We start from the raw sequence: 15,925 nt of genomic DNA, 5'->3' as shown, positions 1-15,925 counted from the left end.
GCCGCGAGCGGCAAAGCCTTCACCGGCCCATCGCCTCGGCCCGGTCCAGCAGCGCCGCGATCTCCGCACTCCGCCACGTACGCGGCGTCCCGCGCCGCACGCGCAGGACCGCGTGCTCGGCCCGCGCCCGCAGCCTTACGTCCGCGTCGTCGAGCAGCGACACGGCCGCCCGGAGCCGTACGAGATCACCGCGCGCGTCCAGCAGCCGCCACGCCGACACCCGCTCCCAGCGGGGGCGCCCGGCGTCCAGCCGGGACAGCAGCCACTCCTCGGGCAGCCGGCCGGCCGAGGGCAGCAGGGCGAGCGTGGCCTCGCCGACCACACCGGGCGCCGGATCGTCCAGCAGGGGCCGCAGCCGTCGTACGTCCGCCACGTCGAGCGTGCGAAGACCGGCCACCGCCCGCGCCCGTACGCCCGGCGCCGGATGCTCCAGCAGCGCCCACAGCAGGGGCGCGTCCGTCCGCCCGCCGCACTCCGCGAGCCCGATCGCGGCACCGGGCTCCACGGCGGGGTCCGCGCAGCGCGCCCGGTACCAGGGCAGGGGGTCGATGCCGTGCTGCCGTACGACGTACCGCGCGGAGGCCCGCACCAGGGCCGAGCGGTCGGCGAGGAAGTCCACGGCCCGCTCCGGGCGCCCGGACCGCCGCAGCGCGGTGACCCCGGCGGACCTGGCCTGCGGATTCCGGCCGCCGAGCAGGATCTCCAGCACCTCCGCGTCGGCACCACCGGCCACCGCTGCCTCGGCACACCGGCCCTGGATCACCGCGTCGTCGTCCTCGGCGGCGGCACGGGCCAGCTCGACGGGGGAGAGGCTGCCCTCCTCGACGGCCATCCGGTACGCGTACCGGCGCACCGCGCGGTCGCCGGAGGCCAGCAGCGGAGCCAGTCGCGCGCGAGGTGCCCGGCGGAGTACGCCGTCCAGCAGGCCGAGGGCGTGGTCACCCCGGTGCCGGTCGGCGACGCGCAGGATCATGGGGGCGAGGGCCACCGCCGTCCCGGCGTCGAGGATCTGGGCGAGCAGCTCGCGGGCGCGGTCGCGCACCGGCTCGGCCCAGTCGGCGCAGCGTACGACGACCAGCGGGAACAGCTCCGGGTGCCCGGCGACCTCGGTCAGCGCGCGGTGGCGGACGCGGCCGTCGCGGTGGCAGAGGGCGCGTGTGAACTCGTCGTCGGCGAGGGGCTCGCCCGTCGCCAAGGCGCTGAGCAGCATACGGCTGTCAGCCGGCGAATCCGGCGTCCACCAGGCCCGCGCCCGCCAGTCCAGCTCCAGCCACTCCGCCGGGTCCCTGCCGTTAATGGCCCGACCTCATCTGCGCCCATCCCAGCAGCACGATCACCGCCGCCACGCACCCCAGCACGACCGCCGTCGACACCCACGAGCCGCCGCGGGAGCCACGGGCCGGGGTCGGGTCGGCGCGGAACGGTGCCGGGTCCGGGGGGTTCTCCTTCCAGCGGGCCGCGAGCATGCGGGCGCGGGCGGACGGCTCCTTGTGTGCGGCGGAGTCGGCCCACCTGAGGTCGAACTCGCGCTGCCAGTCGTCCTGTTCGGTCATGTCACGCAACCCTTCCCGGAGACGGGGTCCATGATCCCCCGAGAGTAGGAAGCCTGAGCGGCGGAAAAGGTTGCACCCGGTCCGGCTCCGGATGCCGAGCCGGAGGTGCTCACCTAGCATCGAGAGAGTGCCGCAGAGCGGGACGCGTTCCGTGTCGTCCCGGCGACCGAAGGCGGCCAGCCCACCGACCGCGCCGGACTTCCCACTCCTCGTGCGCGGCCATCCGAACCGTGCAGTCATGTACCGCACGCGGGGTGGAAGGAAGGTACGTCCATGAATGCACAGCGCGCCAAGCGTCTCGTCGCGGCATCCGCCGCCGGTCTCCTCCTGGCGGCAGGCGGAGCCGCCGCCAACGCGGGCACCGCCTCGGCCTCCACGGCCACCCAGGTGCCCACCAACCGCGGCTGCGGCTGGTGGGGCAACTGCGGCTACGGCTACGGCCCCGGCTACGGCTTCAACCACGGCTACGGCCCCGGCTACGGCTACAACAACGGAAGCGTCGTGGTGATCGTCGTCCCTGGATGATCACGTGAGAGCAGAGGGCCGCCATCCCCGCCGGGGTGGCGGCCCTCGGCCGTCACCCGGCCCTGCCCACCGGCAGCTCCACCGTGATCCGGAGCCCGCCCGAGGGGCGCGGGGTGAGCGACAGGGTCCCGTCGTGGGCGTACGCGATGGTCTGGACGATCGCCAGGCCGAGCCCGGCCCCCGCGTGATCGGTGTGCACCCGCTCGGTACCGCGCCGGAACGGCTCGGTGAGCGTCGCGGCCACCAGTGTTCTCGACGGTGAGCGCGACCGCCTCCGGCAGGACGTCCGTACCGACCCACACCCGGCCCCGACCAGGCGTGTTGTGGACGATCGCATGGAGACCTCGGGCGGGTTCGCGCCCACGACGGGCTCGGAGGCGCTGCTGCTCCAGCTCACGATGAACCTCGTACGCAACTTACCGCGCATCGACGCTGTCCGCTGGTGGCTCGCGCCGTCCACCGGCACCCCGCACATCCGTGCCCCCTGCCCGCAACCCGAGTGCGGCTGTGCGGAGAAGTATGCCGATCGGACTCGGGTGCGCCTCACTGCTCCCGAGTCCGCCGAGGTCTCCGCAGTCTGCCTTCACCACGGCCCGTACACGGCCATGGTCGGGCCCGCTGCGGGCGCGTACCTGGACCTGGCCACCCTGTACCGCAACCTGGTCAAGGAACTCGCCCTCACCGGGCCGCACGGAACTCTCCATGCCATGGTCAAGGGTGGCGACCGGGTCTTCGGCTCCCACCCCGTCGACTAGGCACTCCAGGCCGCCGGCCTCACTCGTGCCCAGCTTCCAGCCCGGCTGTTCTGCCCTCAGGCCGTGACCGACACCGGCGCCAAGCTGTCGAAATCCCTCATACGAGAGGGCCGGGCCCCCTTGCCCCAAGGCGCGGCTCCTTGGATGCTCGACACCCGTCAATGGCCCGGCACCGTCACCGAGCAACTGCTCGCCATGGCCCAGACACTGCTCTCGGACCCCCCGCCACTTCTTCCGCTCGTACTCGGCCGCCTGCTCACCGCACCGCCTCCCAGGAGCGTACCCTCCCCATGACCCGCGTCCACGACCTCAACCTCTACCGCCAGTACTTCGACCTCGTCGCCGACGGCACCAAGACCATCGAGGTCCGGGTCAAGTACCCACACCTGGCCGGCCTCGGCACCGGCGACACCATCCGCTTCCGGGTGAAGGGCACGGACGAGACCTGCGACGTACGGATTCTGCGCGTCACGGAGTACGCGGATTTCGAGACCATGCTGGACACCGAGGGCCCTGACAAGGTCAACCCGACGGCCGACCGCGAGCAGCAGCTTGCCAACATCCGCGGAATCTATCCGCCCGAAAAGGAGGCTCTCGGAGTCCTGGCGGTGGAGATCGAGCGACTGTAGTCGCGTCTGGGCGGGGCGATCCCCTTCACTCCTACAGTCGAGAACTACGCCGTGTGGGACCGTCCAGCCCCGTCGCACTTTCTTCCCTTAGTGAGGCGGCAAGCCGAAACTGATGCAATTCTGGGAAAAAAGTCCTGCATGTGGGGCTCAAGGCTCAGATTCAGCTTCTGCCCGCTTGAATATGCTTCCCGCACCCCGAGGAGAGCACCATTGAGCTGGCGGTACCTAAAGCCAGCCGCGAGTACATGAGCCAGGTGCGCCTCAAACCGAAGCTGCTGCGGTCCGGGGGCATCCGTGATGGCACTAGGGGAGTAGAGGCTCCCCTGGCGAGCGATTCTGTACGCGGTTGGGAGCTTGAGAGGCGTCTGCTTACAGATTTTCTTGGCGGGACGACTGATATTTCTCGACCTGGACATACGCAGCCCCTTTCGCTTGCCGCCCGGCAACGGCAGGAGAGACAGATCGTGTGTCCGTGAGTGTGCGGCTACTGCACTTGCGGGTGACTCTCAAGAGCCCGTTGCTCGCCCCGGCGCCGGGACCGGTTCTGGCAAGACACCCTGCCGCATCAGCGTGCCATCACGGTACCCAGTGACACGCCTTCTGCCAGGAGAATCCTCATCACGGGAAGCGGAATGGCCGAAGGCCGCCACCCCGGTCGGGATGGCGGCCTTCCGCTGCGTCAAGCGGCGACGATTACACGTCGTAGTACAGCTCGAACTCGTGCGGGTGCGGACGCAGCTGCAGGGGCGCGATCTCGTTCGTGCGCTTGTAGTCGATCCACGTCTCGATGAGGTCCGGGGTGAAGACGTCGCCCTGGAGGAGGAAGTCGTGGTCGGCTTCGAGGCGGTCGAGGACGGCCGGGAGGGAGGTGGGGACCTGGGCGACGCCCGCGTGCTCCTCGGGGGCCAGCTCGTAGAGGTCCTTGTCGATCGGCTCGGCCGGCTCGATCTTGTTCTTGATACCGTCGATGCCCGCCAGGAGCAGCGCGGAGAACGCGAGGTACGGGTTGCCCGAGGAGTCCGGCGCGCGGAACTCGACGCGCTTGGCCTTCGGGTTGGAGCCCGTGATCGGGATACGCATCGCCGCGGAGCGGTTGCGCTGCGAGTACACCAGGTTGATCGGTGCCTCGAAGCCCGGCACCAGACGGTGGTACGAGTTCACCGTCGGGTTGGTGAAGGCCAGCAGCGACGGGGCGTGCTTGAGGATGCCGCCGATGTAGTAGCGCGCCATGTCCGACAGACCCGCGTAACCGGCCTCGTCGTAGAAGAGCGGGGCGCCGCCCGACCACAGCGACTGGTGGACGTGCATGCCCGAGCCGTTGTCGCCGAAGATCGGCTTCGGCATGAAGGTCGCGGTCTTGCCGTTGCGCCAGGCCACGTTCTTCACGATGTACTTGAAGAGCTGGAGGTCGTCCGCGGCGGCGAGCAGCGTGTTGAACTTGTAGTTGATCTCGGCCTGGCCGGCCGTACCCACCTCGTGGTGCTGGCGCTCGACCTTGAGGCCGGCCTTGTCCAGCTCCAGCGAGATCTCGGCACGCAGGTCGGCGAAGTGGTCGACCGGCGGGACCGGGAAGTAGCCGCCCTTGTAGCGGACCTTGTAACCCCGGTTGTCCTCGAGCGCGCCGGTGTTCCAGGCACCCGCCTCGGAGTCGATGTGGTAGAACGCCTCGTTCTCGGCGGTCTTGAAGCGCACGCTGTCGAACACGTAGAACTCGGCCTCGGGGCCGAAGAACGCGGTGTCGGCGATGCCGGTGGACGCGAGGTACGCCTCGGCCTTCTTCGCCACGTTGCGCGGGTCACGGGAGTACTGCTCGCCCGTGATCGGGTCGTGGATGAAGAAGTTGATGTTCAGCGTCTTGTCGCGGCGGAAGGGGTCCACCCGGGAGGTCGACAGGTCGGCGCGCAGCGCCATGTCGGACTCGTGGATGGCCTGGAAACCGCGGATCGACGACCCGTCGAACGCCAGCTCCTCGTCCGGGTCGAACGCCTCGACGGGCACCGTGAAGTGCTGCATGACGCCCGGCAGGTCGCAGAACCTGACGTCGACGAACTTGACGTCCTCGTCCGCGATGAACTTCTTGGCCTCGTCGGCGTTCTGGAACATCCAGCTCCTCCTACTCCCGACCGTTCCCGCCGGGGTGGTAGATCGTCTCGTGCGGCCAGTGCGGTGGCACACGCTGGTCTCGACCCTAGGGACGCGTGATTTCTCGGGCGTGACTCGTTTGTTTCGCAGAAGTTAACCAGCCACGCGTCAACCCTAGCTCCACCCACCCCTGCCCGTACTGCCAGAAAACAGGCGCAGTACCGTTGTGGGGTGGACAACAGGGAAGTGATGGGGTCGTGGCTCTCCGGGCCGCGCGCGGCCATGGAAGATGCGGGCGCCGACTTCGGGTACCGGGGCGAGCAGCTCGGTCTGCCGGAGAGCGGACCGAACTCGATCGCCCGTCCGGGTCGCCGGCTCGGCGCGCTCGCCGTGGACTGGGCGCTGTGCGTGCTGATCGCATACGGCCTGATCACCCACGGCAACAGCCCCGCCACCAGCAACTGGGCGCTGCTCCTCTTCCTCGTGCTGAGCGTCCTCACCGTGGGCACCCTCGGCTCCACGCCGGGCAAGCGCCTGTTCGGGCTGCGCGTGGTCGCCCTGGAGACCGGCACCGTCAACCCGGCGCGCGCCCTGCTGCGCACCTTCCTGCTCTGCCTGGCCGTCCCCGCCCTGGTCTGGGACCGCGACGGCCGTGGCCTGCACGACCGCCTCGCCAAGACCGTCGAGGTCAGGATCTGAGAACGCAGGAAGCAAGAAGCAAGAAGAAGGGGCGCCCGGAGATTCTCCGGGCGCCCCTTCTCGTGTCGTAGGAACTAGCGGCCCCTGCCGCCGCCCTTCGGCATCCGCATGCCCTTCGGCATCGGGCCCTTGGGAAGCGGCATGTTGCTCATCAGGTCGCCCAGCGCCCGCAGCCGGTCGTTGGTGGCGGTCACCTGGGGGCCGGTCAGCACCCGGGGGTACTTCAGCATGGTCGTCCGCAGCTTCTTCAGCGGGACCTGGCCCTCACCGTCACCGACGATCACGTCGTGCACCGGCACGTCCGCGACGATGCGGTTCATCTTCTTCTTCTCGGCCGCCAGCAGGCTCTTGACCCGGTTCGGGTTGCCCTCGGCGACCAGCACGATGCCGGCCTTGCCGACCGCCCGGTGCACCACGTCCTGGCTGCGGTTCATCGCGACCGCGGGGGTGGTCACCCAGCCCCGGCCGATGTTGTCCAGTACCGCGGCCGCCGCACCCGGCTGGCCCTCCATCTGCCCGAAGGCGGCCCGCTCGGCCCGGCGCCCGAACACGATCATCGTCGCCAGCAGACCGAGCATCAGACCCAGGATGCCGCCGTAGACGGGGTGCCCGATCAGGAAGCCGATCGCGAGGAGGACGGCGAAAATGCCGAGCCCGACAGCCGCGAGTACAAGACCGATCGTCTTGTCGGCCTTACGGGTCATCTTGTACGTGAGGGCGATCTGCTTCAGTCGCCCTGCGCTCGCGGCGTCCGCCGCGGTTTCCTTCCTCGCCATGTCCACGAGTCTACGTGGCCGCCGGAGCACTCTCGACGGCGGTGCCCGGCGTGAGGCGGGGGTTACGGACGGGTGGCGGCGCGGTCGAGGAACTGCTGGGCCTCGACCCGGCTCCTGGCACGGCGGCGGTCCTCCAGGACGGAGGTCCAGGCGTTGCGGCGGGCGGTGCGCTGGCCGCCCTGAAGCAGCAGCGTCTCGACCGCGCGCAGGGCGACGGTGAAGGACGGGATGGCGGTGGCGCGGACGGGTGCGGCCTGCATGATCGAGGTCCCCCCTCGGTGCGGGTGGTGTACGGGGCGTGATTCCAGGGTCACTGATCGGTGTTACCAGTGCGTGACCGACCGGTCAAACGGTGGTGAAACCTCGGCGCGGGCTCCGTACGCACCGACGCGGCCCCGCCATGGGCCCTCATCAGCGAGGACGGACGGGACCGCGTCGACTCGGCCATTACTGGCCGGTAGGAACTTGTGCGTGATTTCACACGGCTTGCTCACACCGCCTGGGCGGCGATGTACGTACCACGCTTCTCGATCGCCATCTGGTAGAGGCGCCCGGCGCGGTAGGAGGAACGGACCAGCGGGCCCGACATCACACCGGAGAAGCCGATCCGCTCGGCGTCCTCCTTCAGCTCCACGAACTCCTGCGGCTTCACCCAGCGCTCGACGGGGTGGTGGCGCACGGAGGGGCGCAGGTACTGGGTGATGGTGACCAGCTCGCAGCCGGCGTCGTGGAGCTGCTGGAGCGCCTCCACGACCTCCTCGCGGGTCTCGCCCATGCCGAGGATCAGGTTGGACTTGGTCACCAGGCCGAAGTCGCGGGCCTCGGAGATGACCTTCAGCGAGCGCTCGTAGCGGAAGCCGGGGCGGATGCGCTTGAAGATGCGCGGGACCGTCTCGACGTTGTGCGCGAAGACCTCGGGGCGGGACTCGAAGACCTCGGCGAGCTGCTCGGGCACCGCGTTGAAGTCGGGGGCCAGCAGCTCGACCTTGGTGCGGCCGGTCTCGCGGCCCGCGGTCTGGGCGTGGATCTGGCGCACGGTCTCGGCGTACAGCCAGGCGCCGCCGTCGGCCAGGTCGTCGCGGGCGACGCCGGTGATCGTGGCGTAGTTCAGGTCCATGGTGACCACGGACTCGCCCACGCGGCGCGGCTCGTCCCGGTCCAGGGCCTCGGGCTTGCCGGTGTCGATCTGGCAGAAGTCACAGCGCCGGGTGCACTGGTCGCCGCCGATGAGGAAGGTCGCCTCGCGGTCCTCCCAGCACTCGTAGATGTTCGGGCAGCCGGCCTCCTGGCACACGGTGTGCAGGCCCTCGCTCTTCACGAGGTTCTGCATCTTGGTGTACTCGGGTCCCATTTTCGCCCGCGTCTTGATCCACTCGGGCTTGCGCTCGATGGGGGTCTGGCTGTTACGGACCTCCAGGCGCAGCATCTTGCGTCCGTCGGGTGCGACTGCGGACACGACCGGCTCCCTGCTTGTTGCGAAGTTAAGTCTTCGATTCTTCGGCGTACACCAGAGTACGCCCGTGTTCATCGGGTCCTACCGGGGGTGAAAACCTCGCGGACGCAGGCCGCATTCCCGGATCAGACCGCCGCGGGCTTCTCGATCACGCGGGGGGCGAGGACGGCCTCGGCCATGACTTCGCGCAAGTGGCGTTCGACCACGGGTACGACCTCCTCGATCGTGATGTCCCGGCCCAGCTCGCCTGCGAGCGAGGCGACACCGGCGTCGCGGATGCCGCACGGGATGATGCGGTCGAACCAGCGGTTGTCCGGGTTCACGTTGAGCGCGAAGCCGTGCATGGTGACGCCCTTGGCCACCCGGATGCCGATCGCGGCGAGCTTGCGGTCCTCGCGGCGCTGGCCCGCGTTGGAGGGGGCGTACTCCGGGCCGTTCATGCGGGGGTCGAACTCCTCGTCGGCGATCCGGGGATCGAAGTCGAGGGAGAGACCGCCGAGGCGCTGCTCGACCGGGTCGCCCAGCACCCAGACACCGCTGCGGCCCTCGATGCGGCTGGTCTCGACGCCGTACTCCGCGCAGGCGCGGATCAGGGCCTCCTCCAGGCGGCGGACGTGGGCGATGACGTCCACGGGGCGGGGGAGCTTCTGGATCGGGTAGCCGACGAGCTGGCCCGGACCGTGCCAGGTGATCTTGCCGCCCCGGTCCACGTCGATCACGGGGGTGCCGTCCAGCGGGCGCTCGCTCGGGTCGGTGCGGCGGCCGGCGGTGTACACCGGGGGGTGCTCCAGCAGCAGCACGGTGTCGGGGACCTCGTCGGCGAACCGGGCGGCGTGCACCCGGCGCTGCTCGTCCCACGCCTCCTGGTAGTCGACGGCGTCCGCGCCGAACCCCATGTGGACGAACCGCAAGTCACTCACGGCAAGCGCCTCCCTCAAGCCGGGCACCCCTCGTCGGGTCTGTCAGGCGCGTACGGCGCCCACGCCACTGTACGTCCGGACGGGTGACGTCAGCCGCGCGGGTAATCCTCACACGATCGGATGAATGCCTGGGGAACAGTGCGAGGGCTTGTTCACTCTCCGCTACATTCGCGCCGTTCGTGAGGCCAAAAGGGCTGTTCACAGCCCGTCCCGGCACCTCAGTGGCCTGTCAGGCAGGAGACCGCACCGCACATGACGGACCGACCCGCGCAGCGCACCCCCAACCGCCAGCTCGCCGCGCTCATCGCAGAGGCGGGGTTCTCCAACGCGGGTCTGGCCCGTCGCGTCGATCAGCTCGGCCTGGAACACGGGCTGGACCTCAGATACGACAAGACCTCCGTCACCCGCTGGCTACGTGGCCAGCAGCCGCGCGGGACCACTCCCGCGCTGATCGCCGAGGTCTTCACCCGCCGCCTCGGCCGCCGGCTCACCGCCCAGGACCTCGGTCTGGACGCGTGCGCGCCGGTCTACGCCGGGCTTGAGTTCGCGGGGACGCCCGAGGAGGCCGTCGACATCGTCAGCGGGCTGTGGCGCAAGGACTCGGGCAGCCATGCCGAGCTGCGGAAGATCGCGTTCACACCCGCCGGGCTGGTCGTGCCCAGCCGCGACTGGCTGATCGGCAAGGCCGACGACCGGGTGGCGCGCGAGCCCGCCGTCCGGGTACCGGCGCAGGCCGGGCCGGTACGCGCCCCCGCGCCCCCCGTCGAGCGCCCCTCCGGGCACCGGGTGACCGGCGGGGACCTCGCCGCGCTGCGGTCGGTGGGGGAGCTGTTCCGGGCGCTGGACGACCAGTACGGCGGCGGGCACGCCCGGCAGGCCCTCGTGCGCTATCTGGAGCACGAGTGCGAGCCGATGCTGCGCGGCAGCTACTCCGAGCAGACCGGCCGCAGGCTGTTCGGCGCGGCCGCCGACCTGACCCGGCTGGCCGGCTGGACCTCGTACGACATCGCCGCGCACGGGCTCGCCCAGCGGTACTTCGTGCAGGCCCTGCGGCTCGCCCAGGCGGCCGGGGACCGGGCCTACGGCTCGTACGTGCTGGTCACCATGAGCCGCCAGGCCGTCTACCTCGGGCACGGGCGGGAGGCGGTCCAGCTGGCGCGGGTCGCCCAGCAGGGGGTCGGCACCGGCGCGACGCCGGTCGTGCAGGCCCTGCTGCACGCGGTGGAGGCGCGGGCGCACGCCGTCCTCGGGGAGACGAGGGCGTGCACCGGCGCACTCGTACGCGCCGAGCGCGCCCTGGAGACCGCCCGGCCCGGCGACGACGTGCCGCACTGGGCGCGCTTCTTCGACGAGGCCCAGCTCGCGGACGAACTCGGCCACTGCCACCGGGACCTGCATCAGTTCCGGGCGGCCGCGCAGCACGCCGAGCGCTCGCTGCGGCTGCGCTCCGCCACGCACGCCCGCAGCCGCCTCTTCTCCCGCGTCGTCCTCGCCACCGCCCGCCTCGGCCTCGGCGACCTCGACCAGGCCTGCGCCCTCGCCGCCGAATCCGCCGCCCAGGCCGCCGAGATGCGCTCGGTCCGCGCCGTCGAATACATCCGCGACTTCGAACGCCGCCTGGAGCCCTACCGCGACGCGGCCCCGGCCCGTGGCTACCGGGAACGGGTGGCAGCGCTGGGGTAGCGAAAGGGGGCGCCCTCCGCAGGGGGGCGCCCCCTAGGGGTCAGGCCGCGTGCGGCAGGGATGCCGGCGGGTCCGCCAGGTGCAGCGGGGTGGTGGCTCCCAGGTCCGTCAGGAGGGCTGTGGTGGCTCGGGTGGCGGAGTGGAGGGCGCCCTGGAGGGTGGCGGTGTCGCGGTGGTCGCCGCAGACGTAGAGGCCGGCCAGGAGGCGTACCGGGCGGTGGGGGTCGTAGGCGGGGGGTGTGGCCGGGACGGCGTCCGGGGTGTGGTGGACGGCCAGGGTTTCCCAGTGGGTGGTGGGCGTGCCGTACAGGCGGGCCAGGTGGGTGCGGACGGTGGCGTCCAGGTCGTCGGGCGGGGTGCCGAGGACGGTGGAGGAGATCAGCGTGCGGCCCGCCGGGGCGCGGCTCGGGTCGACGTTGCTGAGTACGGCGGTGTGCGCGACCGGGCCGCCCCGGTCCGCGTCCAGCAGCAGCGAGGTGCCTGTGGACAGCGCCGGGCCGGGGTCGTCGGTGGTGTGGTGGACGACGGTGACCGGGTGGAAGTCGGGGACCCGGAGCCCCGGCAGCAGCTCGGCCGCCGCACGGGCGTCCGTGGCCAGCAGCACCGCGCGGCAGCGCAGCACACCGTGCTCGGCGGTGGTGACCGAGGTGGTGGAGACCGAGGTGACCCGCACCCCGGTGCGTACCGTGCCCGGCGGCAGCGCGCCCGCCAGCAGCTCCGGCAGCACATCCGAGCCCCCCTCCGGCACGCTCAGCCGGCCCCCGGCGAACGCCCGCAGGGCGAGGTCGGCGCCCCGGCTGGACGTGCCCAGCCCCGGGTCGCACAGCAGCGCGGCGAGCAGCGGCCGCAGGAAGCCGTCGACGGTACGGGCCGGAATCCCGCGCGCCGCCAGCGCGTCGGCGGCGGCCTGCTCCGGGCGGGCCAGCAGCCGGTCCACCGGGGTGGCCGCGATCCGGGCCAGCGCGGCGTTCAGCCGGGCCTGGTCCCACGCCCCGCCGACCGGTGTCCCGGTCCGGCCGGGCAGCACAGCGACCGGCCCCCTGGGGGCGCTCGCCAGGGCGCGCGCCACCTGGAGTGCGCCCCTGGCGCCCCCCACGGGTGCCGGCGCGCCCGCCCGGTGCCTGCGCCCGTCCCGGTGCAGCAGCACGCCGGGCGCGAACCGGCGCAGCGCGAGCGGCGCCAGGCCCGGCACGGTGCGCAGCTCGGTGCCGGATGTGGTCAGGGGCCGTCCGACCCGGTCGAGACGGAATCCGTCGACCCGCTCGGTCGACATACGGCCGCCCACCCCCGGGGCGGCCTCCAGGACTGCGGTCGTCACTCCTGCGCTGTTCAGCCGATGGGCCGCCGCGAGTCCGGCGACCCCGGCCCCCACGACGACGACGTCCACCTGGTACGCGGGCTCAAGCACGAGGCCCCTCCTGTGGTTGCACGGCGGTGGAGAGGTCATGCCCTCAACTGGCCCGCCGGATACGCGAGTTCGGGTCGAGGTTAGGGTCATTGTCGGTCAATGCCAGTCGCGCACCGGCAGGGCACGGTCGCACGGCGGTCGCATACGGTCATGACCGCTCGGTGCCCACCAAGATCACGCCTATGCCCCCGGACTACTCCGCCGCGCGGATCGTGTCCTCGATGCCGGGGAAGGCGAACTGGAACCCGGACTCCAGCAGCCGCTTGGGCACCACCCGCTGACTGCCCAGCACGTCCTCCGCCATCTCGCCCAGCACCGTCTTCAGCACCGCCGCCGGCACCGGGAACGGCGTCGGCCGGTGCAGCACCCGCCCCATCGCCTCGGTGATCTCCTGGTTGGTCAGCGGGTCCGGCGCGGTCAGGTTGAACGGCCCGGACAGGTCCTCCCGGTCCAGGATGTGCCGGATCGCGGCCACCTCGTCGTGCAGCGCGATGTACGACCAGTACTGCTTCCCGTTGCCGAGCCGCCCCCCGAGCCCCGCCTTGAACAGGGGGAACATCTTGGCCCACGCCCCGCCCGCCGAGGACACCACCAGACCGGTCCGCACGAACGCCGTCCGTACGCCCGCCTCCCGCACCGGCGCGGCCGCCTCCTCCCACTCCTCGCACACCGAGGGCAGGAACCCGTCCCCGGGCGGGGCGTCCTCGTCGGTGATCCGGTCGCCGGTCTCGCCGTAGAAGCCGATCGCGCTGCCGCCCACGAAGACGCGCGGGGGCTCGGGGAGGGAGGCGACCGCCTCGGCGAGCGCGGTCGTGCCGAACACCCGGCTGTCGCGGATCATCCGCTTGTACTCCGGCGTCCAGCGCTTGTCGCCGATCCCGGCGCCCGCCAGGTTCACCACGGCGTCCACCCCGGCCAGCCCGGCCGCGTCCACGTAGCTCTCCTGGGGGTCCCAGCGGACCTCGTCCGGGCCCTGCGGCTCGCGCCGGACCAGCCGCACCACCTGATGCCCGTCGTCGGTGAGGGACCGCACCAGGGCGCTGCCGATGAGACCGGACGCGCCGGTCACCGCGATTCGGGAAGAGTCCATGATCCCAGCATGCCCCGCATGCCCCGGTTCAGGGCGCCCGTCTACTCCCTACGACGTGATCAGCTCACCCGTGTCGACCGGCACCGTCGCCGTCCGCGCGCGGGCAGCGTCCGCCGAGACCTCCGACGCGGTGAGCACGTACCCCGTCTCGGCGCTGGAGGTGGAGCGGGCGAAGACCACCCCGAAGACGCGGCCGTCCGTGGTGAGCAGCGGGCCGCCGGAGTTGCCCGGCCGGACGGTGGAGCGGATGGAGTAGATCTCGCGGGTCACCGTGCGGTCGCTGTAGATGTTCTGGCCGGTCGCCCGCACCCGGTTCGCCACCGTCGCCGCCTGGAGATCCAGGCTGCCGTCCTGCGGGTAGCCCGCGACCACCGCGGACTGGCCGCGCCGGGCGGAGGAGTCGAAGGGGAGCACCGGGGCCCGCAGACCCGGTACGTACAGCACCGCCACGTCCTTGTTCGGGTCGAACAGCACCACCCGCGCCTGGTACACCGGGCCAACCCCGCCGATCCGTACCGTCGGGTTGTCGATGCCCGCCACCACGTGCGCGTTGGTCATCACCCGGCGCGGGGCGTACACGAAGCCGCTGCCCTCGCGGCCCTCGGCGCCCGCCGAGCCCTCGATCTTCACCGTGCTGCGCCGGGCCGCCTCCGTGGCCGCCGGGGTCACGCTGTCGCCGGACGGCTCGGCCACCTGCGCGGTCGACTCGTTCTCGAAGGGGTTGAAGACCTGCGGGAAGCCCGCCTCCGTCAGCGCGGAGGTGGCCCGCGAGAACCAGGCGGGGGTCGTCTCCGGCATCGTCTGCTGCACCGCGCCCAGCAGGGCGCAGTTACGGATCGCCGTCGTCACCGTCTGCGAGGGCGCCGCGCCCAGCACGCTCGCCGCGACCCACGCCACGAGGAGTACGGCGACCCCGTTGGCGGCGGCGCCCCCGATGCCGTCCGCCACCCGCAGCGGGCCGCTGCCCGCCCGGTCCATCCGGCTGCGCAGCCGGAGCGCCAGGCGGCCCGCCAGCTCGTGCCCGATCATGCCCGGCACCAGCACGGTGAGCACCGCGACCACCGTCGCCGCCGCCGAGCCGCGCGTCACCAGCCCCGTCACCCACGGCAGCGCCCACACCCCGATCGCCGCACCGCCCACGAAGCCGGCCAGCGAGACACAGCCGGCCACCAGCCCGCGCCGGTACCCGGAAGCCGCGTACAGCAGGATCACCAGCACGAGCAGCACGTCGAGCAGGTCCACGAAGCCGCCTTTCTCTCGGACCCCCTAGGGGTGTCTTGTCGATCACGCCGGGCTCGCGACGCCTGGCACCGCACCTCGCCGCGTTGTCGTCGGTCCCCGATGCTCCGCATCGACTCCCTCCTCCGCCTTGCGACGCACGGCACCAGACGCCGCTCCCTCATCCGGCCTGACCGACAAGACACCCCCTAGTACGGAAGGAGCGGGCCCGCTGATCAGTCACGACCCAGGGGGCTTCCCGTATGTGTGTACCCACAGAAACGCCCCGGACCTGGACGATGGTTCCACCGGGTGGCACACCACACATCGCGGACCCGCCGCGCCGGACCGACAGTGGGATCATGAAGTGGACGCGCCCGTGGCGTACCGCGCGCCTGCCCGGCGTCCTGCCGGCCCTGACCGCCGTCGCCGCCCTGCTGCTGCTCGTGTCCGGCAGCGAGCGCGCCGTCACGGCCCGCCCCGCGCACCCCGCGCCCAGCACCGCCCCCGTCGCCCACCGCGCGCCCCGCCCGGCCATCCTGCCCCGCTCCGCCTGGCTCGACCGGGCCACCCTGCGCCGCCAGCCCCCGCCGCGCTACGACGACCGGGTCGTGGCCGTCTTCGTCCACCACACCGACTCGCCGAACGGCTACGACTGCGCCGACGCCCCGCGCATCATCCGCTCGCTGTACGCCGGCCAGACCGGCGCCCGGAACTGGGACGACATCGGCTACAACTTCCTCGTCGACCGCTGCGGCACCATCTACGAGGGACGCGCCGGCGGCGTCGGCCGGGCGGTCACCGGGGCCCACACCCAGGGGTTCAACCACCGCTCGGCGGGCATCGCCGCGCTCGGCACCTTCACCGCGGGCGCCGAGGTCCCCGTGGCCATGACCGACGCCATCGCCGCGCTCGCCGCCTGGAAGCTCGGCCCCTCCGACACCGACCCCCGCGCCCGCGTCCGCCTGACCTCCACCAGCGACCTCAGCCGCTACCACTCGGGCACCCCCGCCACCCTCCCCGCGATCGCCGGCCACAACACCGGCTACGCCACCACCTGCCCCGGCGCCGCCCTCACCGCCGCCCTCCCCGCCATCCGGGCCAAGGCGGCCAGGCTCCAGGGCCGCGGCTGAG

General features: G+C 71.9%; 15 protein-coding genes and 2 pseudogenes. 6 read left to right on the top strand and 11 right to left on the bottom strand.

Features of this window, described 5'->3' with window-relative positions; all coding sequences use genetic code 11:
* Positions 1 to 19: 19 nt before the first annotated feature.
* Both D0Z67_RS07845 and D0Z67_RS07840 read right to left on the bottom strand, forming a co-directional pair.
* Positions 20 to 1,195, bottom strand: a complete 1,176-nt coding sequence (locus D0Z67_RS07845) for a hypothetical protein (protein ID WP_338058799.1) — start codon at positions 1,193 to 1,195, stop codon at positions 20 to 22.
* 97 nt (positions 1,196 to 1,292) lie between these two features.
* Positions 1,293 to 1,553: an SCO2583/SCO2584 N-terminal domain-containing protein gene (locus tag D0Z67_RS07840; protein WP_031179845.1), complete on the bottom strand. Its 261-nt coding sequence runs from the start codon at positions 1,551 to 1,553 to the stop codon at positions 1,293 to 1,295.
* Between the two features lie 273 nt (positions 1,554 to 1,826).
* Between D0Z67_RS07840 and D0Z67_RS07835 the strand changes: the two genes are divergently transcribed.
* Positions 1,827 to 2,078, top strand: a complete 252-nt coding sequence (locus tag D0Z67_RS07835) for a hypothetical protein (RefSeq protein ID WP_031179846.1) — start codon at positions 1,827 to 1,829, stop codon at positions 2,076 to 2,078.
* Between the two features lie 52 nt (positions 2,079 to 2,130).
* On the opposite strand, the pseudogene D0Z67_RS07830 reads toward D0Z67_RS07835, so the two are convergent.
* Positions 2,131 to 2,416, bottom strand: a pseudogene (locus D0Z67_RS07830) (ATP-binding protein); the annotation flags it as partial.
* A gap of 69 nt (positions 2,417 to 2,485) precedes the next feature.
* Here D0Z67_RS07830 and D0Z67_RS07825 point away from each other — a divergent pair.
* Both D0Z67_RS07825 and D0Z67_RS07820 read left to right on the top strand, forming a co-directional pair.
* Positions 2,486 to 3,127: pseudogene (locus D0Z67_RS07825) on the top strand (hypothetical protein); the annotation flags it as partial.
* Positions 3,124 to 3,462 carry an ASCH domain-containing protein gene (locus D0Z67_RS07820; protein ID WP_031179848.1) on the top strand — a complete coding sequence of 113 codons (339 nt, stop codon included), beginning with the start codon at positions 3,124 to 3,126 and terminating at the stop codon, positions 3,460 to 3,462. The pseudogene D0Z67_RS07825 and the gene D0Z67_RS07820, both read left to right, overlap by 4 nt.
* Before the next feature lie 693 nt (positions 3,463 to 4,155).
* On the opposite strand, the gene glnA is transcribed toward D0Z67_RS07820, so the two are convergent.
* A complete protein-coding gene (gene glnA / locus D0Z67_RS07815; RefSeq protein ID WP_031179849.1) occupies positions 4,156 to 5,565 on the bottom strand; it encodes a type I glutamate--ammonia ligase in 1,410 nt (469 codons plus the stop codon).
* Positions 5,566 to 5,775: 210 nt separating this feature from the next.
* Here glnA and D0Z67_RS07810 point away from each other — a divergent pair, with 210 nt between their 5' ends.
* On the top strand, positions 5,776 to 6,243 hold the full coding sequence (locus D0Z67_RS07810; protein WP_031179850.1) for an RDD family protein: 468 nt from the start codon (positions 5,776 to 5,778) through the stop codon (positions 6,241 to 6,243).
* 74 nt (positions 6,244 to 6,317) lie between these two features.
* Here the strand turns inward: D0Z67_RS07810 and D0Z67_RS07805 are convergent, their stop codons facing one another.
* The 4 genes from D0Z67_RS07805 to lipB form a co-directional block, all read right to left on the bottom strand.
* Positions 6,318 to 7,019: a DUF4191 domain-containing protein gene (locus tag D0Z67_RS07805; protein ID WP_031179851.1), complete on the bottom strand. Its 702-nt coding sequence runs from the start codon at positions 7,017 to 7,019 to the stop codon at positions 6,318 to 6,320.
* A gap of 62 nt (positions 7,020 to 7,081) precedes the next feature.
* Positions 7,082 to 7,279 carry an SCO2195 family GlnR-regulated protein gene (locus tag D0Z67_RS07800; RefSeq protein ID WP_031179852.1) on the bottom strand — a complete coding sequence of 66 codons (198 nt, stop codon included), beginning with the start codon at positions 7,277 to 7,279 and terminating at the stop codon, positions 7,082 to 7,084.
* Positions 7,280 to 7,509: 230 nt separating this feature from the next.
* Positions 7,510 to 8,475 (bottom strand): lipoyl synthase, encoded by a 966-nt coding sequence (lipA, locus tag D0Z67_RS07795; RefSeq protein ID WP_031179853.1) that lies wholly within the window; start codon positions 8,473 to 8,475, stop codon positions 7,510 to 7,512.
* A 122-nt stretch (positions 8,476 to 8,597) separates the two neighbouring features.
* Positions 8,598 to 9,392 carry a lipoyl(octanoyl) transferase LipB gene (lipB, locus tag D0Z67_RS07790; RefSeq protein ID WP_031179854.1) on the bottom strand — a complete coding sequence of 265 codons (795 nt, stop codon included), beginning with the start codon at positions 9,390 to 9,392 and terminating at the stop codon, positions 8,598 to 8,600.
* Between the two features lie 252 nt (positions 9,393 to 9,644).
* On the opposite strand from lipB, the gene D0Z67_RS07785 reads away from it, so the two are divergent.
* A complete protein-coding gene (locus D0Z67_RS07785; RefSeq protein WP_031179855.1) occupies positions 9,645 to 11,075 on the top strand; it encodes an NsdA family TPR-like regulatory protein in 1,431 nt (476 codons plus the stop codon).
* Between the two features lie 40 nt (positions 11,076 to 11,115).
* Here the strand turns inward: D0Z67_RS07785 and D0Z67_RS07780 are convergent, their stop codons facing one another.
* From D0Z67_RS07780 to D0Z67_RS07770, 3 genes are all read right to left on the bottom strand, one after another.
* Positions 11,116 to 12,483 carry an FAD-dependent oxidoreductase gene (locus tag D0Z67_RS07780; RefSeq protein WP_031179856.1) on the bottom strand — a complete coding sequence of 456 codons (1,368 nt, stop codon included), beginning with the start codon at positions 12,481 to 12,483 and terminating at the stop codon, positions 11,116 to 11,118.
* Between the two features lie 193 nt (positions 12,484 to 12,676).
* Positions 12,677 to 13,573: a TIGR01777 family oxidoreductase gene (locus tag D0Z67_RS07775; protein ID WP_031179857.1), complete on the bottom strand. Its 897-nt coding sequence runs from the start codon at positions 13,571 to 13,573 to the stop codon at positions 12,677 to 12,679.
* A gap of 48 nt (positions 13,574 to 13,621) precedes the next feature.
* A complete protein-coding gene (locus tag D0Z67_RS07770) occupies positions 13,622 to 14,815 on the bottom strand; it encodes a MarP family serine protease (protein ID WP_031179858.1) in 1,194 nt (397 codons plus the stop codon).
* A 338-nt stretch (positions 14,816 to 15,153) separates the two neighbouring features.
* On the opposite strand from D0Z67_RS07770, the gene D0Z67_RS07765 reads away from it, so the two are divergent.
* Positions 15,154 to 15,924: a peptidoglycan recognition protein family protein gene (locus D0Z67_RS07765; protein WP_051887506.1), complete on the top strand. Its 771-nt coding sequence runs from the start codon at positions 15,154 to 15,156 to the stop codon at positions 15,922 to 15,924.
* The last annotated feature ends 1 nt before the right edge of the window (position 15,925 follow it).

It is taken from the genome of Streptomyces seoulensis (assembly GCF_004328625.1).
GTDB lineage: Bacteria > Actinomycetota > Actinomycetes > Streptomycetales > Streptomycetaceae > Streptomyces > Streptomyces seoulensis.
Note: the sequence above shows the minus strand (reverse complement) of the source record. Positions and strands in the feature narration are given on the sequence as shown.

Coding starts and splice junctions, on each gene's coding strand:
- D0Z67_RS07840 (WP_031179845.1), bottom strand. CDS start 1,553: ATGACCGAACAGGACGACTGGCAGCGCGAGTTCGACCTCAGGTGGGCC.
- D0Z67_RS07835 (WP_031179846.1), top strand. CDS start 1,827: ATGAATGCACAGCGCGCCAAGCGTCTCGTCGCGGCATCCGCCGCCGGT.
- D0Z67_RS07820 (WP_031179848.1), top strand. CDS start 3,124: ATGACCCGCGTCCACGACCTCAACCTCTACCGCCAGTACTTCGACCTC.
- glnA (WP_031179849.1), bottom strand. CDS start 5,565: ATGTTCCAGAACGCCGACGAGGCCAAGAAGTTCATCGCGGACGAGGAC.
- D0Z67_RS07805 (WP_031179851.1), bottom strand. CDS start 7,019: ATGGCGAGGAAGGAAACCGCGGCGGACGCCGCGAGCGCAGGGCGACTG.
- D0Z67_RS07800 (WP_031179852.1), bottom strand. CDS start 7,279: ATGCAGGCCGCACCCGTCCGCGCCACCGCCATCCCGTCCTTCACCGTC.
- D0Z67_RS07785 (WP_031179855.1), top strand. CDS start 9,645: ATGACGGACCGACCCGCGCAGCGCACCCCCAACCGCCAGCTCGCCGCG.
- D0Z67_RS07775 (WP_031179857.1), bottom strand. CDS start 13,573: ATGGACTCTTCCCGAATCGCGGTGACCGGCGCGTCCGGTCTCATCGGC.
- D0Z67_RS07765 (WP_051887506.1), top strand. CDS start 15,154: ATGAAGTGGACGCGCCCGTGGCGTACCGCGCGCCTGCCCGGCGTCCTG.